This is a genomic window from Nocardioides albertanoniae, from assembly GCF_006716315.1.
GTDB lineage: Bacteria > Actinomycetota > Actinomycetes > Propionibacteriales > Nocardioidaceae > Nocardioides > Nocardioides albertanoniae.
Genome location: NZ_VFOV01000001.1, coordinates 517,215 through 535,867 on the forward strand (window position 1 = coordinate 517,215; position 18,653 = coordinate 535,867).

Genomic DNA, 18,653 nt, shown 5'->3' on the forward strand with positions numbered 1-18,653 from the left:
TTAGCGCCCCCGACCGGCCGGCCCGCGTACGCCGAAATGCGGCTGCCGCAGGGTGACACCATGGCAGTGCAGACGACGCAGGCGACCTACGATGCGGATGTGGACAGTGGTGCGCTGAAAGGGTTCCGCGTCGGGGTGACCGCGGCGCGCAAGGCCGAGGAGCAGATCAACCTGCTCGAGCGGCGCGGCGCCCAGGTGGTGTGGGCGCCCGCGCTCTCCGTCGACCCCAACCGCGTCGACGCCGGCGCGCTGCGTACGGTCACCGAGGAGATCATCGGCGAGAAGATCGACATGTTCCTGGCCACGACCGGCGTCGGGATGCGCGCCTGGTTCGACGCGGCCGAGGAGTGGGGCCTGCTCGACCGGCTCCTCGAGACCCTGGGCGGGGCCGAGATCCTGGCCCGCGGACCGAAGTCGGTCGGCGCGCTGCGGCGACGAGGGCTGCGTGAGCTGTGGGCGCCCGAGTCGGAGGAGTTCGACGACGTGCTCGAGCACCTGCGCGGTCGCGACCTGACCGGGAAGCGCATCGTCGTTCAGGAGCACGGCCAGTCGCTGTCGATGGTCGCGCACGCGCTGACCAGACAGGGCGCAGAGGTCATCAACGTGGTCGTCTACCGGGTCGACTCGGCCGCCGACCCCGAGCCGGTGTTCCGCCTGGTCGAGACGCTGGCCGACGGTGAGCTCGACGCGGTCACCTTCACCTCCGCGCCGGCCGTGGCCGCGTTCATGCAGGCTGCCGGCTCCGTGGGGCTGCGCGACGAGGTCGTCGCGGCCTTCCAGGCCGACGTCATCGCAGCCTGCGTCGGGCCGGTGACCGCAGCCGCCTTCGAGATGTGGGGCGTGCCGACGATGATCCCCGACCGCTCGCGCACCGCGGCCATGGTCAAGATGCTCGAGGCCGAGCTGCCGCTGCGGCGCGAGGGCCTCCTCATCGAGCTCGCCGGTGGTCACCAGCTGCTGCTGCACGACGACGCGGCGATCCTCGACGGTGCCGAGGTGAAGCTCTCCCCGGCTCCCGCCGCCGTGCTCGGAGCCCTCGTCGCCAACCCCGGCAACGTCGTCTCCCGGCAGGCGCTGCTCGCCATGCTGCCCTCCGGCACCGCCGGCTCGGAGCACGCCGTCGAGATGGCCGTCGCCCGGCTCCGAGCGGTGCTCGGCACCAAGGCCGTCCAGACGGTCGTCAAGCGCGGCTACCGGCTGGCGGTCGGCTGATGCGGCTGGTCGTCGTCGCCCACGGCACCCGCCAGCTGCTCGGCAACGCGGTCGCCTCGATCATCGCCAAGCGCGCCGGCCGGGTGCTGGGGATGGAGTCGAGGGCCGCGTACGTCGAGCTCTGCGAGCCGCTCGTGAGGGATGTCCTGGCCGAGGCCCAGCCGTCGCTGGTGGTGCCGCTGCTGCTCTCGACCGGCTATCACGTCAGGGTCGACCTGCCGCGGGCCGCCGATGGCCACCCGGCGGCCCTCGGCCGAGCGCTCGGACCGGACCCGCTGCTCGCCTCCGCCCAGGTCTCCCGGCTGGTCGCCACCGGCGTCGCGCCCGGTCAGCCGGTGGTGCTGGTCGCTGCCGGTTCCAACGACCCGGCCGCCCGCGCCGACATCGAGACCGCCGGAGCGATGCTGGCCGAGGCGTGGGGCGGCGAGGTCCGCGTCGCCACGGTCTCGGGCTCCGGCGCTCCGGCCGTCGACGAGGTCGTACGCCCCGGTGACGCCGTCTCCCCCTACCTGCTCGCTCCCGGCTTCTTCTCCGACCTCGTCCACTCTCGCTCCGAAGCCGCTGGGGCCGAGGTCGTCGCCGACGTCATCGGCCCTCACCCTGACGTCGTCGACCTGGTCGTACGCCGTGCCTCGGAGCTTCGGGGCGAGCCGCGCCCCGCACAGGCTGGTTGAGAGTCGTCTCCCGCTGACCAGCGAGGGCTGTCAGGTCGTGTAGTCGGCGTTGATGCGGATGTAGCCGTCGGTGAGGTCGCAGCCGTAGACCGTGAACTCGCCCGAGGAGATCCCGAGGTCCACCTCGATCGAGACCTCGTCACCAGAGAGATAAGTCGACAAATCGGCCAGCAGCTCGGGGGAGACCTGCACGGGGTAGGTCTCGGTGCCGCCGAAGGCGATGCGTACGTGCTCGGGGGAGACGTCGGTCTCGTCGTGGAGCTTGCCGAGGGCCATCGCGACCCGGCCCCAGTTGGGGTCGGCGCCGTGGACGGCGGTCTTGACCAGTGGCGAGTTGACGATGGCCTTGCCGACCCGCTTGGCCTGGGCGTCGTCGCGGGCTCCGGCGACCGAGACCGTGATCAGCTTGGAGGCGCCCTCGCCGTCGGAGGCGATCTTCTTCACCAGTGCCAGCGCGGCGTCGTAGAGCGCCTCCTCGAGCTGGCCGAGGTCGACCGACCCCGCGGTCCCGGAGGCGAAGATCGCCGCGGTGTCGGACGTCGAGGTGTCGGTGTCGATCGAGACCGCGTTGTAGGTGCGGTCGACGACCCGGCGGAAGAGCGCGTCGAGGTCGGCGGCGGGCACCGCGGCGTCGGTGAAGAAGTAGGTCAGCATCGTGGCCATGTCGGGCTCGAGCATCCCGACGCCCTTGGCGACACCGGTGATCGTGGCCCCGCCGACCGTGCGGGTCTCGATCTTGGCGACCGTGTCGGTCGTCATGATCGCGGCCGCGATGGCGTCGAAGTCGGCCGCGCCGGCGCTACCGCCGAGCTTCTCGAGCGCGGGCGTGAGCACATCCATCGGATACTGCACGCCGATCACGCCCGTCGACGCGACCAGCAGCTCCTCGGGGCGCACCCCGACGACCTCCGCCGCCAGGCGGCGCACCTCGAGGGCGTTGGCGTGCCCTGCCTCGCCGGTGGCGACGTTGGCGTTCTTGGAGATGGTGACCATGCCCCGGAACGCGGAGACGTCCTCGGCCCGGCTGACCAGCACCGACGCACCGGCGAATCGGGATCGGGTGAAGACCGCTGCGCTCGTCACGGCTCCCGAGGGGGCAGCGACGACGGCGAAGTCGTCAGCACCCTCCTTGAGGCCGAGGTTGGCGGTGACTCCGACGAATCCAGCGGGCTGAGACATAGCCGGATTCTATGCGGGTCGGGCGCTCGGACCGACGTCGTCTCGCACGCTCGACGGTCTACATGGCGAGACGGCGCGCGTCACTGGACGGGCACTTCATGGACTTGGTGGGTGTTTCAGTGCCCGTCATGTCCAGGGATACCCGGTCGACCGGGTATCCCTGGGGCCGGCTACGCCCGCAACCACGCGAACGCGGCAGCCTCGAGGATCATCCACGAGCGAAGCACCCGCCCGACGAAGGTGATCGCGACGAAGAGCATCAGGTTGGCCTTGAGGGTGCCGTAGACCACCGCGAGGATCGCGAGCGGAGGCAGGCCGCTGAGGGCGGCGACCGCGAGCAGTCCGCCGGCGTAGGCGGGTCGGCCCTGCGTACGCCGCTCCCACTTCTCCATCCGCAGCTTCCACTTCTCGCAGTCCATCTTCTTGCGCACGAAGGGGAGGGCGGTGGTGCCGTGGCCCGCGTAGTACCAGACCACCTTGGAGGTGGTCTGCCCGACGCCGGCCACCAGAGCGAGCACCAGGGCGGAGAAGGTCAGGTTGGAGGCGGCCACCGCGAGATAGGTCTCGAAGTTGATGACCGGAAAGAGGCCTCCGGTGAAGGAGGCGGCGAACGTCCCGAGAATGAGGTCCATCAGCCGATCACTCGGTCTGAAATGGGCGCAATGGGGGTGTGTTGGGGGATCACCCGCGAAATCCTAGATGTAATACGGGTCACGACGCGAGATGGGCCGAGATCCAGGCGTGGCATCCAGATGGCGGAACGTCGTGAGAAATGAGTCGAATATCACTAAACCCCGGAGCGGAGCTCGGCGAGCAGCTCCTCGGAGGTGTGCAGCTTTGCGGCCAGGATCGAGCGGCCGTCGGCGAGCAGATCGGCCACGGCCGGCGTGCTCAGCGAGTAGAAGACCATCGAGCCTTCACGGGCGGACGTGACCAGGCCGGAACGGCGCAGCACCGCGAGCTGCTGGGAAAGGTTGGAGGCTTCCAGGTCGAGCTCGTTGAGCAGGTCACGCACGGGCATCGGGCCGTCCTGAAGAAGCTCGAGAACCCGGATCCGGGTGGGGTGACCGAGCGTACGGAACAGCTCGGCCTTAGCCTCATAGAGCGGCATACTGCCGGGCATCGGACCCCCAATCGGAACATCGCGGGCGCTTGGATCGATCAATTGTCCAGGCCGGTGATCAATGAATCAGTCTGGTGCACGGTACCCCAGTTGAAGGGTTCTTCAAGTCGGGTAACGTGCCTGCAATCGGCGAAACTTTTGAAGGGTGTCGGAATGGTTGACGTTGAGAAGGTCCTCGATGAGGCGGGGCTGACGAATCCCCATGTGCGTGACTATGTCGCGTACTGGGCAGGGGTGACCGGAGCCGAGCGCGTCGAGGTTGTCAGCGCGACCGACGACGAGCGGCTGCTCAAGGAGTCGCTGGAGGCCGGTGAGCTTCTCCCCGTCACGGGTGGTCGCTACTACAGCCGTTCCTACAGCAAGGACACCGCGCGCTCCGAGGAGCGCACCGTGGTCGCCACCTCCAACCCGGAGGACAAGGGCGTCTACAACAACTGGAAGCCCGCCGAGGAGACCGTCAAGACGCTCACCGAGCGCATGACCGGCGCCTCGAAGGGCAAGACGATGTACGTCATCCCCTACCTGATGGCTCCGGTCGGCTCGCCCCTGGAGACCTACGCCGCGGGCGTCGAGCTCACCGACAGCCGCCCTGTCGTGCAGCAGATGATCCGGATGGCGCGCGTCGGCATCGACTACATCAACAACCTCGCAGACCCGAGCTCCTTCGTCCGTGCGGTGCACGTGACCGGCGACCTGCCCAACCTCGGCCAGGGCACCGACAAGGACCAGCGTCTCTTCGCGACGGTCGCCGACCAGCGTACGATCCTTCACTTCGGCTCCTCCTACGGCGGCAACGCGCTGCTGGGCAAGATCGCCCACGGCCTGCGCCAGGCCTGCTACGACGGCCGCGCCTCCGGCAAGTTCCTCGCCGAGCAGTTCCTGCTCCTGAACATCAAGGACAAGGAGACCGGCGAGGACTTCCACGTCGTCGGTGGCTTCCCTTCCGCCTCCGGCAAGACCAACCTCTCGATGACCTTCACCCCGGACGCGCTCGGCGACCGGTACGAGGTCAGCTTCTACGGTGACGACATCGCCTGGATCTGGGTGGGCGAGGACGGCAAGCTCTACGCCTTCAACCCGGAGAACGGTGTCTTCGGTGTCGCCAAGGACACCAACGAGGGCTCCAACCCCGGCGCCATCAAGGGCATCGAAGAGGGCTCCGGCGCGATCTTCACCAACGTCGCCTACAACGAGAAGACCCAGGAAGTCTGGTGGGAGGGTAAGACCAAGCACCACCCCGACGACCTCGACGGCTGGATCGACTGGAAGGGCGAGAAGATCGCCAACCGGATCGCCGACGAGCTGGGCGACCCGTGGGCGCACCCCAACTCCCGCTTCACGATCCCGATCTCGCGCGTGCCCAACGCTGCTGCCGACTACAACGAGCCGGCGGGCGTGCCGGTCGACGCGATCATCTTCGGCGGGCGCACCCGTGACCGCGAGCCGCTGATCCGCGCGATCGGCGACGTCGCCGAGGGCGTCTACGACGGCCTGACGCTGGGCGCGGAGGCGACCTTCGCCGCCGAGGGCGTCGAGGGTCAGCTCCGTTACGACCCGATGTCGATGCGTCCGTTCCTGGCCTACGAGGAGGGCGACTACGCCCGCCACTGGCTGAAGATCATCGGTGAGGCCACCGACAAGCCGGCCTTCGCTCACGTCAACTGGTTCCAGCGCGACCCGGAGGACGGTCACTTCCTGTGGCCCGGATTCCGCGAGAACGTGCGGGCGCTGCTGTGGCTGAAGGCGTTCCAGAAGGGTGAGGTCAAGGGCCGGGAGACCGCTGTCGGCGTGATCCCGACCCAGGAGGAGCTCGACCTGCGCGGTCTCGACCTGCCGCAGGAAGACCTCGACCGCATCCTCAACATCGATGTCGAGCGTTGGAAGCAGGAGATGGGCTTCCGCGAGGAGCACCTCAACCAGTTCAACCTGCCCGAGGAGATCTGGGAGGCGCACAAGCGCGTCGCGGCTGCCATCGACGAGGCTGCCCAGGGCTGAGGCTTCACATCAAGGGGGCGGCGTACGGAGGATTTCCGTACGCCGCCTTCTTCTGTTTCTGTCTGCGTCTGTTTGCAACGGGAAGATGAACTTTGCCGACATCCGGACCAGATGCCCGGTCGGACATTTACGCAGCCCGACGTCCCCACCTAAGGTTCCTGCCCGTGACGATCCCCCTCAGCCAGCCGCTCCGTGCGGCCTCGATCACCGAGGCGTACTCGCGGTTCTGGAAGAAGTACGCGACATTCTCGGGTCGCGCCAGCCGCACCGAGCTGCTCTGGCCGATGCTCGTGAACCTGCTGATGCTCATCGTCGCCGTGCTGGCGCGCAACGAGGTCGTCAGCATCGTGGTCGGTCTCTACGCGCTGGTGGTGTTCGTGCCGTCCATCGCGGTCGGCGCGCGGCGCCTCCACGACTGCAACCGCTCCGGGTGGTGGCAGCTCGTCCTGGTCGTACCGGTGATCGGTGACATCGTGCTCGCCGTGCTGTGGTTGACGTTCCCCAGCCCCGAGGGCGTCAAGTACGACCTGGCCGCATGATTCGCCGCAAGATTCCCCAAGTTGTTCTCGGGGTTGTCCCCGAATGGCAGGCTGTTCCTATGAAGTCCCTCGCAGGAGCTGCCATGAAGCGGCTCGCCTACGAGACGCTCGGCTGGCTCCTCGTGGTCGCCGGGATCGCAGCCATGGTCCTTCCGGGCCCTGGTCTGCTGATGCTCTTCGCCGGCCTCGCGGTCCTGTCGCGGCAGTACGCCTGGGCCCGTCGCTTCGTCGAGCCGGTCCGCCTTCGTGCCCTCCGCGGGGCAGCAGAGGGCGTCGAGACCTGGCCGCGGATCGTCCTGTCCACCCTCGGCTCGCTCTCCATCGGCGCCGTCGGCATCGTCTTCCTGATCAACCCGCCCGCGCCCCACTGGTGGCCCCTCGAAGCCTCCTTCTGGCTCCTCGGCGGCGAATGGACCGGCATCACCCTCATCGGCTCCTGTGTCATCGCCCTCGCCGTCCTGGGCTACTCCTACAAGCACTTCCACGGCCACCCCGCCGCCCGCCACCAGCTCGACGAAGACATCCAGCACACGGGTGAGATGAACAAGGTCGCCTGAGGGTCGGTCTACGAGCCGCGGGTCTGGCTCTTGCCGTCGCCGGAACCGTCCCCTTGCGGCGGGTCCGGGACCCATCCTCGGGACGCGTTGGGGTCCAAGACGTCGCTGGCGGTCTCGGTCCAGTCGTCGGTGTAGTCGGCCTGCCAGTCCTGGTCCTGGCCGTTCTGCCGGCTGTCCTTCTTCCGTCCGCCGCGGCCCGCGCCGGCTCCGGCGCCACCGCGTCCGGCACGGCTGCCGGCGCCGGTCGCGCCGCGACTGCCTGCTCCTGCGCCACGTGCGCCGGTTCCGCGAGCGCCCGCCCCGGCGCCCCTGGCGCCAGCACCTGCAGCGCGGCTCGCAGCGCCGCTCGCTCGGGCGCCAGCGGCTCCGGCCTTGGCACTCGCCGACCTCGCAGCCGCTGACCTCTGGGCACCGCCGGCCGTGGCAGCCTTGGCGGTTCCACCGGCAGCGAACTTGCTGGCGAGCGCCTTCGCGACACCGGCGCCGAGGAGGGCCCCGCCGCCACCGACCGCGAGCGCCGTCATTCCTCCGGTGCCACCCGCGAGCGGCGCCAGACCATCAGCCGTCTCGACCATCGCGTACGACGTAGCCGGCGCCGCCGACCCATCGGCGTTGACCCACTGGTTGCCGTTCCACTCAGGCTTGTTCTCCGCCTCGTACGCCTCGATGTTCGCCTTCTCCTGCGCGATCAGCTCGTGGCCCACGCCGCCGGGGTAGAGCGTGCCGGAGTTGTAGCCCGCCATCCGGGCTCGGGCTGCTTGGACGTCGCTGTAGGAGCCCGGGGATGAGGGAGGTTGCGGGGCAGGATCGTTGGGGGAGCCGGGCTCGTCGGTGAGTGCGCGTACTGGAGGCTGCGAGGTGTAGTTCTGCTCGTCGACCTGCTGGATCTGTTTGGCGGCAGCGGCCTCTGCTTCGGCGATGGAAGCCTGCTGAGCGTTGTATGCCGCCCGATCGGCCTTGAGCGCCTTCTGATTCTCGACACCTTGAGCAGCGTCGACTCCAACACCGGATGCGGCGTACTTGTCAGATGACGGGTCGGGAGCCGAGAGTGCAGTGAACGAGAGACTTTGCTCAATCCTCTTGTGGGTTTCCTGCGCTCGCGTGGTCTCGGAGCGCGCCTCGCGCAGGGCAACGATGGCAGCGTCGAGCTGTTCAGCTTTGTTTGTCAGTTTCTCCGCTGCCGTTCGGAACGCATGCTGCGCAGCTTGAGCTGTGGCGGAGGTTTCGGGGAAGGCCTCCGTGACCCGCTTCGCGGCGAGGTCCAGGTCGGTGGCGAGGTCAGTGAACGCCTCTTGTGTTTGCGCCCAGTCGGTCAACCGATCCTCGACGTCCTGAGGGCTGGCTTTCGCGACGTACTGCCCGAGCAAGATCACCATCTGGCCCCTGGGTCCCACCGCGCTCACCCCTCAGTCTCGTTGTTCTGGCCGAACTTCCCTCGCGTCACAGCTTCCTCGACTGCGCCGAAATTCGGGAGGAACGGTGCGTCGATGTCCGGGAGGTTCAAACGAGCGTCCTTCATCAAGTTATCGAAGAACGGTTGACTAATAGTGCCGACGCCTTGGTTCATGAGGCGCTCTGCATCAGATGCGGCCTTTTCATCAGCGCCTTCGACGGCGCGTACGGCGTCGTCAAGCCCGTCGACGAAATTGACCAACGCCCTTGACGTCTCTGACAGTGTCGAGTTGATCCTGTCGGTCGCGACGTTCATGAGACGCTCGAGGGCCTGTCCGGTCGCGCTGCCGCCCAAGCTGCCTGTCGCAGGCTTGTCGACGTGAACCTGGTCGATCTTGACGGTGTCGTCGATCAAGACCTCTTTGATCCTGTTGACGAGGGCCTTGTTGGCCCCCGTTGAGCGCGAGCCAGTCATCGGCGGCCTCCCGAGCGTGTTCGGATGTTGCTCTAAGTAAACAGGAGGTGCGGTGGGGTGTCGACCGGACGAGAGTCGTTCCGTCGTACCTATACGCTCTGCAGCATGAGTCGATCTCGGACGTCCCAGCTTCTCCAGTCGACCGTCGCCATCTGTGCAGTACTGGGTGCTGGTTTGACGGCGTGCGGTAGCGACGACGGTCCCTCCGGTAGCGAGCCGACCGAATCTACTTCGCGTTCGGCTGACCAGTCCGGCGCCCCCTCAACCGATCCGGCCGCTGATTGGCAGGTTGCTGAGATGGAAGGCGCACAGTTGAAGGCACCGGCCGACTGGGACGTGAGGATGGATGGGGCGACGTACGTCCTCAGCTCTCCGAAGGACAGTGCCGGTGCGTCGGTTGGCCGAGGGATCCTCGACGTTGCGCCCACGCTGGCGTTGGGCACGGACGACCTAGCCACGGAGGCCAAAGGGTCCGCCGGAGGGGGTTACAAGAAGGTCGAGCGCCTTGCAGACGAGAAGTTCGGCCGGACGCCGTTCTTTCATATCCGCGGAACTGGCGGATCGTTGACCTATGACCAGTACGGCGCCGTGGTCGGTGATGACCAAGTGACGATCACGTGGTCCTTCAACCCTGATCTGGCCAACCCAGAGCAGATCGACACGTGGATCAACCAGGTCATGCCCACGTTCAAGTTCACCGGCTGACGTACGCCTCGGCGAGCGTCGCCGAGGGGTGCTGATGAGTGTCGGCGGTGCCCGATAGGTTGCGGTCTGTGGTCGTACATCTCCACCGCGCGCCGCGGACCGATCTGCTCGCCGACTCGCTCGGCGAGCTGCTGGCGGTGCCGTCGGGGGATCCGTTCGCGACGGAGGTCGTGGTGGTGCCGGCGCGAGGGGTGGAGCGGTGGCTGTCGCAGCGGCTCTCGCATCGGCTGGGAGCGGCCGACGGGAGAGCAGACGGGATCTGTGCGGGGGTCGAGTTCCGGTCGCCGTGGTCGTTGTTCGCCGCCCTCAGAGATGGGCACAGTGCGGGCACGGGTGACGAGGATCCGTGGGCGCCGGAGTCGTTGAGCTGGCCGGTGCTGGCGGCGATCGATGCGTCGCTGGACGAGCCGTGGGCGGGCGCGCTCGCGCAGCATCTGGGGCATGGTGACGAGACAGAGGAAGGCGTGCGCCGGCGGGGGCGGCGGCTGGCGCTGGCGCGGCGGCTGGCGCGGCTGTTCGCTGCGTACGCGGACCAGCGGCCGAACCTGATCGCCGACTGGGCCGCGGGGCGCGACACCGACGGGCTCGGTGCGGAGATCGCTGAGGATCTGGCGTGGCAGCCGCCTTTGTGGCGCGAGGTCGCCGAGCGGGTCGGCGGCCCCACGCCGGTCGAGCGGCATGCGGCGACAGTGGCGCGGCTGAAGGAGTCGCCGGGGGAGTTCGCGCTGCCGGAGCGGGTGTCGTTGTTCGGGCACACCAGGCTCTCGGCGACCGATGTCGAGCTGGTCGCGGCGCTGGGCGAGCACCGGGAGGTGCACCTGTGGCTTCCGCACCCCTCCGAGGCGCTGTGGCAGGCGCTCGCCGGGCTCGACGGGTCGGTGGGACGTACGGCCGACCGGTCGCACGATGCGGTCGGGCATCCGCTGCTGGCGACGCTGGGGCGGGATACGCGGGAGCTGCAGCGGGGGCTCGCGGGTCTCGCTGCCGAGAGCGACAGTGTGGGTTTCGGCACGCTCGCCGGCGCTCGCGGCTCGACCAACGGAGGGCTGCTCGGGTGGTTGCAGGACGACATCCGGGGCAACACGGTCGGGGAGAGGTCCGAGCGCGTGGTCGAGGCCACCGACCGCTCGGTCCAGGTGCATGCCTGCCACGGCGCGGCGCGACAGGTCGAGGTGCTCCGCGAGGTGCTGCTCGGGCTGCTCGAGGACGACCCGACGCTGGAGCCGCGCGACGTGCTCGTGATGTGCCCCGACATCGAGTCGTTCGCGCCGCTGATCGAGGCCGGCTTCGGGCTCGGTGAGATGGTCGGGGAGACCGGGCACCCCGCGCACCGACTGCGGGTCAGGCTCGCAGACCGGTCGCTGACGCGTACGAACCCGCTGCTCGACGTGGCCACCCGGCTGCTCGATCTCGCCGGCGGCCGGGCAGGGGTGAGCGACGTACTCGATCTTGCTCATCTCGACCCCGTGCGCCGCCGGTTCGGGCTCAGCGACGACGCGCTGGAGCAGCTGGAGGACTGGGCCAAGGACTCCGGCATCCGATGGGGCTTCGACGCGGAGCATCGCGCGCCCTTCGGGCTGGAGTCGTACGTCGCCAACACCTGGCGCTTCGGGATCGACCGGATCCTCACCGGGGTGGCCATGTCGGAGGACTCGGCGACCTGGCTCGACACCACGCTGCCGCTCGACGACGTGGGCAGCGGCTCGGTCGAGCTGGCGGGACGGTTCGCCGAGCTGGTCGACCGGTTGCAGGAGGTGACCGACGAGCTGGCCGGTGTGCATCCGCTGGGCCACTGGCTGAAGGTCATCGAGGAGGGCGTCGCGTCGCTGACGTCGGTCTCGGCCAACGACGACTGGCAGTCAGGTCAGGTGACCCGGGAGCTGTCGCGGGTGCGCGAAGGAGCCGCGGGCCACGAGGTCGACGAGCTGCGGCTGCCCGACGTGCGGGCGCTGCTGGCAGCCCGGCTGGCCGGGCGAGCGACGAGGGCCAACTTCCGCACCGGCACGCTGACCGTCTCCACGCTGGTGCCGATGCGGTCGGTGCCCCACCGGGTGGTGTGCCTGCTCGGCATGGACGACGGAGTCTTCCCGCGGGTCGGGGCCACCGACGGCGACGACCTGCTCGCGCGATCTCCGCAGACCGGTGAGCGCGACCTGCGCAGCGAGGACCGGCAGCTGTTCCTCGACGCGCTGCTGGCGGCGACCGAGACCCTGGTGGTGACCTACACGGGCGCCAACGAGTATTCGGGGCAGCCCCGGCCGCCGGCGGTTCCCCTGGGCGAGCTGCTCGATGCGCTCGACGCGACGGCTGTCTCCGCCGACGGACGCCCGGTCTCGGCGAGCGTGACGACCAGGCATCCGCTGCAGCCGTTCGACCCGCGCAACCTGACGCCCGGGGCGCTGGTGGCGGGGCACTCCTTCTCCTTCGACAAGGCGGCCGAGGCCGGTGCCCGCGCGGCCGTCGCCGACCGCGTGGAGCCGCCGGCGTTCCTGCCCGGCCCGCTGCCGCTCGCCGCGAGCGGCGACGTCACCCTCGAGGAGCTGCTGGCCTTCTACCGGGCGCCGGTGCGCGCCTTCTTCCGAGACCGGCTCGAGCTGGCGCTGCCGCGCGACGACGACCCCCTCTCCGACGGGTTGCCCGTCGAGCTAGACGGGCTGGGGCAGTGGTCGGTGGGCGACCGCCTGCTCCACGACCTGCTCACCGGGATGTCGGAGGAGCAGGCGATCCAGCAGGAGTGGCGCCGCGGCGTACTTCCTCCGAAGTGGCTCGGCTGGCGCATCCTCACCGATGTGGTCACCAAGGCCAAGCCGATCGCCCAAGAGGCGCTGCGGGTGCGGCACGCGGGCATCTCGACCGGGCAGACGCGTGCCGTCGACGTCGAGGTCGATCTCGGCGACGGCCGGCGCCTGACCGGCACGGTGCCGCAGGTCTACGGCGACCGGCTGGCTCCGGTGACCTACTCCCGGCTGGGCGCCAAGCAGCGGATCGAGTCGTGGGTGCAGCTGACCGCGCTGGCCGCCTCCGACGAGGACCGGGCGTGGAGCGCCTGGACGCTCGGCCGGCCCCACAACTTCAGGTCGCGTACGCCGTTCGGGCTCTCCCAGCTCGGCCCGCTCGACCACACCGCGGTCGACGTGCTGCGCGACCTGGTGCGGCTGCGCGACCGCGGTCTCTCCGAGCCGTTGCCGCTGCCGCTGAAGACCTCGCTGGCCTACGCGCGTCAGCGCCGCACGCAGGCGAGTCCCGACGACGCGCTCTACAAGGCCGGCTGGGACTGGAAGGACGGCCGCTTCGACGGCGAGCAGTCCGACGTGGAGCAGGTGCGGGCGTGGGGCGCACGGTCGGGGATCCCCGGGCTCGACGACCAGCCCGGGACCGGCGAGGAGTTCGACGGCGAGACGACCCGCTTCGGTGCCATCGCGATGCGCGTGTGGTCGCCGTTGCTCAAGGCCGAGCAGGGGAGCTGGTGACCATGGAGCCCTTCGATCTCACCGGCACTCTCCCGACCGGCACCACCCTCATCGAGGCATCGGCCGGCACCGGGAAGACCTTCACCATCGGTGCGCTGGTCACGCGCTACGTCGTCGAAGGGGTCGCCACGCTCGACGAGATCCTGGCGATCACCTTCGGCCGGGCCGCTTCCCAGGAGCTGCGTGACCGGGTGCGTGCCCATCTCGTCGAGGCCGAACGGGCGTTCGCCGCGACGGTCGCCGGGCAGCGTCCGGTGCCGCTCGACGCTCACCTCGAGCTGCTGCTGGATGTCGACGAGGACGAGATCGGCGTACGCCACGAGCGCGTGCGCGACGCGCTCGCCTCCTTCGACGGGGCGACGATCGCGACGACGCACCAGTTCTGTCAGCTCGTGCTGCGCTCGCTCGGGGTGGCCGGTGACACCGATGCCGGCGCCGAGCTGGTCGAGTCGCTCGACGAGCTGGTCGTGGAGGTCGTCGACGACCTCTATCTGAAGTGGTTCGGCGAGTCTCGCGACAGGCCGGTGTTCACCCGTGACGACGCCCTGGGGCTGGCGCGCACCGCGGTCGAGGATCCGCAGTCGGCTCTCGCCGCTGCTCCCGCCGAGGATGCGGTGGCTGGGGCGCGCGTGGAGTTCGCCGAGTCGGTGCGCGCCGAGGTCGAGCGTCGCAAGCAGCTGCGCGGTGTCCTGTCCTACGACGACCTGCTCTCCCGGCTCGCGGTCGCGCTGGAGGACGCGTCGGCGCCCGCTCGGGTGCGGATGAGACAGCGGTGGAAGATCGTGCTGGTCGACGAGTTCCAAGACACCGACCCGGTGCAGTGGCAGGTGCTCTCCCGGGCGTTCGAGGGCCACTCCACCCTGGTGCTGATCGGCGATCCCAAGCAGGCGATCTACGCCTTCCGCGGCGGCGACGTCTTCACCTATCTGACCGCCGCCCGCACGGCGCAGACCCAGGCGACGCTCGGCACCAACTGGCGCAGCGACCGGCCGCTGGTCGAGCGGCTGCAGGTGGTGCTCGGCGGCGCCGCGCTGGGCGACCCCGACATCGTGGTGCGTGGCGTCGAGGCCCACCATGCCGGGTCTCGCCTCGACGGTGCGCCGCACCCCGCGCCGTTCCGGCTACGTCGGGTCGCCAGGGACGGGTTCAGGCTCACCCGCGGCAAGATGGTCCCGGCCGGTGACGCACGCCGCCACATCGCCCGTGACCTCGCCGGCGACGTCGCCGAGCTGCTCGGCTCCGGAGCCACCTGGTGCGACTCCCCGGTGGCTGCCGGTGACGTCGCGGTCATCGTCGCCGTGCGTGAGCACGGCCTGCTCGTGCAGCGCGCGCTCCGGGCGCGCGGCATCCCGGCGGTGATGGCCGGGGGCGGCGACGTGTTCCTCACCCCCGCCGGCGAGGACTGGCTCGCGCTGCTGCAGGCGCTCGACTCGCCCCACCGTGCCCCGCTGGTGCGGGCGGCAGGGCTGAGTGTCTTCTTCGGCCACACCGCGACCGAGCTCGACGCCGGAGGCGAGGCGCTGACCTCGCGCATCGCCGACACGCTGCGTGGCTGGGCGCTGCTGCTGCGTGGCCGAGGCGTCGCCGCCCTGATCGAGGCAGCCGAGGAGCGCGGGCTCACCAGCAGGGTGCTGCAGCGGACCGACGGGGAGCGGCTGCTCACCGACGTACGCCACCTGGGGCAGCTGCTCCACGACATCTCCGTGCGCGACTCGCTCGGGCTGCCCGCGCTGCTGACCTGGTATCGCGACGAGCGGCGTCGCTCCGCGGCCGCCGAGCGGCCGCGGCGGCTCGACTCCGACGCGGCCGCCGTGCAGATCGTCACCGTGCACGGCTCGAAGGGCCTGCAGTATCCGATCGTCTATCTGCCCTTCGCCTACGACCTCTTCGTGCGTGACCCGGAGGTGGCACGGTTCCACGACGAGGCCGGACAGCGCACGATCGACGTCACCGGCACCGGCGCGCAGTGGGCCGCCCACGTCGAACGCCACACGGCGGAGGAGCTCGGCGAGGAGCTGCGTGACCTCTACGTCGCCCTGACCCGCGCCCAGTCGCAGGTCGTCGCCTGGTGGGCGCCGACCGCCAACACCGCCCACGGCGGGCTGCACCGGATCCTGTTCGGGCGAGGTCCCGGCCAGGCAGTGGTGCCCGACAACGTCGCGGTGCCGAGCGACGAGCACGCGGCGAGCCTGCTCGGCAACGTCGCCCGCCACGGCGGGCCCGCGGCCGAGGAGGCAGTGCCGGTCACCGCCGAGCCGTCGGTGCGTGAGGTCCCGGTCGGGGCGCTCACCGCGCGAGAGTTCGCCCGAGAGGTGGACGCCGAGTGGCGGCGTACGTCGTATTCGGGGCTGATCCGGGTCGACGAGGCGATCACGGCGACCTCGGAGCCGGAGGACGAGGGCACCGACGACGAGCCCGCCTCGCCCGAGGTCGAACCGGTCGACACCACCTCCGCCGAGCACCATCTCTCACCGATGGCGGAGCTCCCGAAGGGAGCCGGATTCGGGTCGCTGGTCCACGCCGTGCTCGAGCACACCGACCCGTCGGCGCCCGATCTGGGCGAGGAGCTGCTGGCCAGGACACGTGAGCAGCTGCGCTGGTGGCCGGTGCCTGCCGCGGCCGAGGAGCTCGCGACCGCGATCCTGCCGCTCAACGTGACCCCGCTCGGGCCGTTGGCCGACGGTCTGCGGTTGGTGGACATCCCGCTGCGCGACCGGCTCCGCGAGCTCGACTTCGAGATCCCGCTGGCCGGCGGAGACACCCACGCGCCGGGGGCGCCCGACCTGCGCCTGCGCGACCTCGCCCCGATCCTGCGCAATCACCTTCCGGCCGACGACCCGATGGTGACCTACGCCGACAGGCTGGAGGCTCCGCCGCTCGGCGACCAGTCGTTGCGCGGCTATCTGACCGGTTCGGTCGACGTGGTGGTGCGGCTGCCGAGCAACCGGTTCGTGGTGGTCGACTACAAGACCAACTTCCTCGGCACCGACGCCTACGACTACACCCAGCCCAAGCTCGCCGAGGCGATGCTCCACTCGCACTATCCGCTGCAGGCGCTGCTCTACTCCGCGGTCGTGCACCGGTTCCTACGGTGGCGGCTGCCCGACTACTCGCCCGACGAGCACCTCGGCGGCGTGCTCTACCTCTACGTGCGCGGCATGCTCGGACCCGAGACCCCGGTCGTCGACGGCATCCCGACCGGTGTCTTCACCTGGAACCCGCCCGCGTCGCTGGCCGTGGCGCTGTCCGACCTGCTGGACGGAGGCATGACCACATGATCGAGCGTTGGGAGTCCGAGGACCCCTTCGACGCGCGCCTGGCGCGGTCGGCGACGGGGCTGTTGGCATCGTTCAACCGTGAGGGCGTGCTGACCGCGGCCGACGTGCATGTGGCGACGCGTGCCTCCGACCTGGCGGGGGAGGCCCGCGACGAGGTGCGGCTGGCGGTCGCGATGGCGGTCCGTGCCGTACGCCACGGGTCGGTCTGCGTCGACCTGGCCGCCTTGCGGGAGGCCGAGGAGACGCTGCCGTGGCCGGATCCGGCCGGATGGCTCGCTGCGGTCGCCGAGAGCCCGTTGGCGACGCAGTCGCTCGTGCAGGTCGAGGACGGCCTGCTCTATCTCGACAGGTACCACCGCGAGGAGGGGCAGGTCCGCGACGACCTGCTCGCCAGGCTCGCCGCGGCCCGTCCGGTCGCCGACGAGGCGTTGCTCGAGGCGACCGCCGCCCGGCTCTTTCCGGGGGAGGGCTACGCCGAGCAGCGCTCTGCGGCGCTCGCCGCCGCCCGGCAGTCGACGACGGTGCTCACCGGCGGCCCCGGCACCGGCAAGACGACCACGGTGGCCGGGTTGCTGGCGCTGCTCACCGAGCAGTCGGAGACACCGTTGCGGATCGCATTGACCGCGCCGACCGGCAAGGCTGCGGCGCGGTTGCAGGAGGCGGTCGAAGGAGCCCAGCAGGCCGGGCAGTTCACCGCCGACGACCGTGACCGGCTGGCCGGCCTGACCGCGTCGACGCTCCACCGGCTCCTCGGATGGCGGCCGGGATCATCGACCCGGTTCAAGCATCACCGCACCAACCGGCTGCCCCATGACGTGATCGTCGTCGACGAGACCTCGATGGTGTCGCTGACCATGATGGCCCGGCTCCTGGAGGCGGTGCGCCCCGAGGCGCGCCTCATCCTCGTCGGCGACCCCGACCAGCTGGCGTCGGTCGAAGCAGGCGCCGTGCTCTCCGACCTCGTCGCCGGACTGACGACCCGGTCGCCCGACGCGGTCGCCGCGCTCCGCACCACCCACCGCTTCGGCGGCGCGATCGGTGATCTCGCGTCCGCGCTCCGGGTCGGCGACGCCGACGCCGCGCTCGCCGTGCTCGGCTCCGCCGACCCCGCTGTCGAGCTCGTCGACCCGTCCGATGACGCCGTGATGGCCGAGGTCGAGCGCGACCTGGTCGCTCACGCCGTCGCCCTGCGCACATCCGCGCTCGCGGGTGACCGGGCGGGCAGCGTACGCATGCTCGACGAGGGGCGTCTCCTCTGCGCGCACCGTGACGGCCCGTGGGGCGTCGCCCACTGGAACCGGCAGATCGAGCGCGGCCTCTCCGAGTCCACCGGCACTCCGCTCGGCGCCGGCTGGGGCCGCGAGTGGTACGCCGGCCGTCCGGTCCTGATCACCGCCAACGACTACGGACTCGGGCTCTTCAACGGCGACACCGGGGTCACCTACGAAGACGCGGCGGGTGACCTGCGCGTGCGGATCGCGGGCGGTGCCGGCCTCGACTTCACGCCCTCGCGGCTCGGCGACGTCGAGACGCTGCACGCCATGACCGTCCACAAGTCGCAGGGCAGCCAGGCCCGGTCCGTCACCGTCCTGCTCCCACCCGACGACTCCCCGCTCCTGACCCGCGAGCTCTTCTACACCGCCGTCACCCGCGCCGAGGAATGCGTACGTGTCATCGGCTCACCCGAGTCCGTACGCGCCGCCGTCACCCACCAGGCACAACGAGCCTCCGGCCTCCGCACCCGCCTCTCCTGACGCCCGCCGAGAAGTCACTCGTGCAGGTCGAGAAGTCAGTCCTGCAGGTCGAGTGGGCATCTCGATGCCCACTCGACCTGCAGACGTGACGCTTCGACCTGCAGACGTGACGCTTCGACCTGCAGACGTGACGCTTCGACCTGCAGACGTGACGCTTCGACCTGCAGACGTGACGCTTCGACCTGCAGACGTGACGCTTCGACCTGCAGACGTGACGCTTCGACCTGCAGACGTGACGCTTCGACCTGCAGACGTGACGCTTCGACCTGCAGACGTGACGCTTCGGCTGGGGTGGGTCAG

At 70.0% G+C, this 18,653-nt stretch carries 14 protein-coding genes; 9 read left to right on the forward strand and 5 right to left on the reverse strand.

Going from position 1 to position 18,653, the window contains the following annotated elements:
- The first annotated feature begins 60 nt into the window (after positions 1–60).
- The gene (locus tag FB381_RS02470; RefSeq protein ID WP_141778822.1) at positions 61–1,212 is read left to right on the forward strand and encodes a uroporphyrinogen-III synthase; all 1,152 of its coding nucleotides are present in this window, start codon (positions 61–63) and stop codon (positions 1,210–1,212) included.
- Complete coding sequence (locus tag FB381_RS02475; protein WP_141778823.1) at positions 1,212–1,886, forward strand: sirohydrochlorin chelatase; 675 nt, start codon at positions 1,212–1,214, stop codon at positions 1,884–1,886. Before FB381_RS02470 ends, FB381_RS02475 begins: the two co-directional genes overlap by 1 nt.
- Before the next feature lie 30 nt (positions 1,887–1,916).
- Here the strand turns inward: FB381_RS02475 and argJ are convergent, their stop codons facing one another.
- The 3 genes from argJ to FB381_RS02490 form a co-directional block, all read right to left on the reverse strand.
- Positions 1,917–3,065 carry a bifunctional glutamate N-acetyltransferase/amino-acid acetyltransferase ArgJ gene (gene argJ / locus FB381_RS02480; RefSeq protein WP_141778824.1) on the reverse strand — a complete coding sequence of 383 codons (1,149 nt, stop codon included), beginning with the start codon at positions 3,063–3,065 and terminating at the stop codon, positions 1,917–1,919.
- A 170-nt stretch (positions 3,066–3,235) separates the two neighbouring features.
- Entirely contained in the window at positions 3,236–3,697 is a 462-nt protein-coding gene (locus FB381_RS02485) for a hypothetical protein (RefSeq protein ID WP_141778825.1), read from the reverse strand.
- 155 nt (positions 3,698–3,852) lie between these two features.
- The gene (locus tag FB381_RS02490; RefSeq protein WP_141778826.1) at positions 3,853–4,188 is read right to left on the reverse strand and encodes an ArsR/SmtB family transcription factor; all 336 of its coding nucleotides are present in this window, start codon (positions 4,186–4,188) and stop codon (positions 3,853–3,855) included.
- A gap of 153 nt (positions 4,189–4,341) precedes the next feature.
- On the opposite strand from FB381_RS02490, the gene FB381_RS02495 reads away from it, so the two are divergent.
- The 3 genes from FB381_RS02495 (at position 4,342) to FB381_RS02505 (ending at position 7,279) form a co-directional block, all read left to right on the forward strand.
- Positions 4,342–6,183 (forward strand): phosphoenolpyruvate carboxykinase (GTP), encoded by a 1,842-nt coding sequence (locus FB381_RS02495; protein ID WP_141778827.1) that lies wholly within the window; start codon positions 4,342–4,344, stop codon positions 6,181–6,183.
- Positions 6,184–6,347: 164 nt separating this feature from the next.
- Positions 6,348–6,722 carry a DUF805 domain-containing protein gene (locus FB381_RS02500; RefSeq protein WP_246087926.1) on the forward strand — a complete coding sequence of 125 codons (375 nt, stop codon included), beginning with the start codon at positions 6,348–6,350 and terminating at the stop codon, positions 6,720–6,722.
- A gap of 59 nt (positions 6,723–6,781) precedes the next feature.
- Positions 6,782–7,279: a PGPGW domain-containing protein gene (locus tag FB381_RS02505; protein WP_141778828.1), complete on the forward strand. Its 498-nt coding sequence runs from the start codon at positions 6,782–6,784 to the stop codon at positions 7,277–7,279.
- 8 nt (positions 7,280–7,287) lie between these two features.
- Here FB381_RS02505 and FB381_RS24390 read toward each other — a convergent pair whose 3' ends face one another.
- Both FB381_RS24390 and FB381_RS02515 read right to left on the reverse strand, forming a co-directional pair.
- The gene (locus tag FB381_RS24390; protein WP_170225004.1) at positions 7,288–8,655 is read right to left on the reverse strand and encodes a hypothetical protein; all 1,368 of its coding nucleotides are present in this window, start codon (positions 8,653–8,655) and stop codon (positions 7,288–7,290) included.
- A 23-nt stretch (positions 8,656–8,678) separates the two neighbouring features.
- Positions 8,679–9,146, reverse strand: coding sequence for a hypothetical protein (locus tag FB381_RS02515; RefSeq protein ID WP_141778829.1), 468 nt, complete (start codon positions 9,144–9,146; stop codon positions 8,679–8,681).
- A 297-nt stretch (positions 9,147–9,443) separates the two neighbouring features.
- Between FB381_RS02515 and FB381_RS02520 the strand changes: the two genes are divergently transcribed.
- The 4 genes from FB381_RS02520 (at position 9,444) to recD (ending at position 18,353) form a co-directional block, all read left to right on the forward strand.
- Positions 9,444–9,851 (forward strand): hypothetical protein, encoded by a 408-nt coding sequence (locus FB381_RS02520; RefSeq protein ID WP_141778830.1) that lies wholly within the window; start codon positions 9,444–9,446, stop codon positions 9,849–9,851.
- Positions 9,852–9,919: 68 nt separating this feature from the next.
- Entirely contained in the window at positions 9,920–13,321 is a 3,402-nt protein-coding gene (gene recC, locus FB381_RS02525) for an exodeoxyribonuclease V subunit gamma (protein ID WP_141778831.1), read from the forward strand.
- 2 nt (positions 13,322–13,323) lie between these two features.
- Positions 13,324–16,599, forward strand: coding sequence for a UvrD-helicase domain-containing protein (locus FB381_RS02530; RefSeq protein ID WP_141782567.1), 3,276 nt, complete (start codon positions 13,324–13,326; stop codon positions 16,597–16,599).
- Positions 16,596–18,353, forward strand: a complete 1,758-nt coding sequence (recD, locus tag FB381_RS02535; RefSeq protein ID WP_141778832.1) for an exodeoxyribonuclease V subunit alpha — start codon at positions 16,596–16,598, stop codon at positions 18,351–18,353. Before FB381_RS02530 ends, recD begins: the two co-directional genes overlap by 4 nt.
- Positions 18,354–18,653 lie beyond the last annotated feature (300 nt).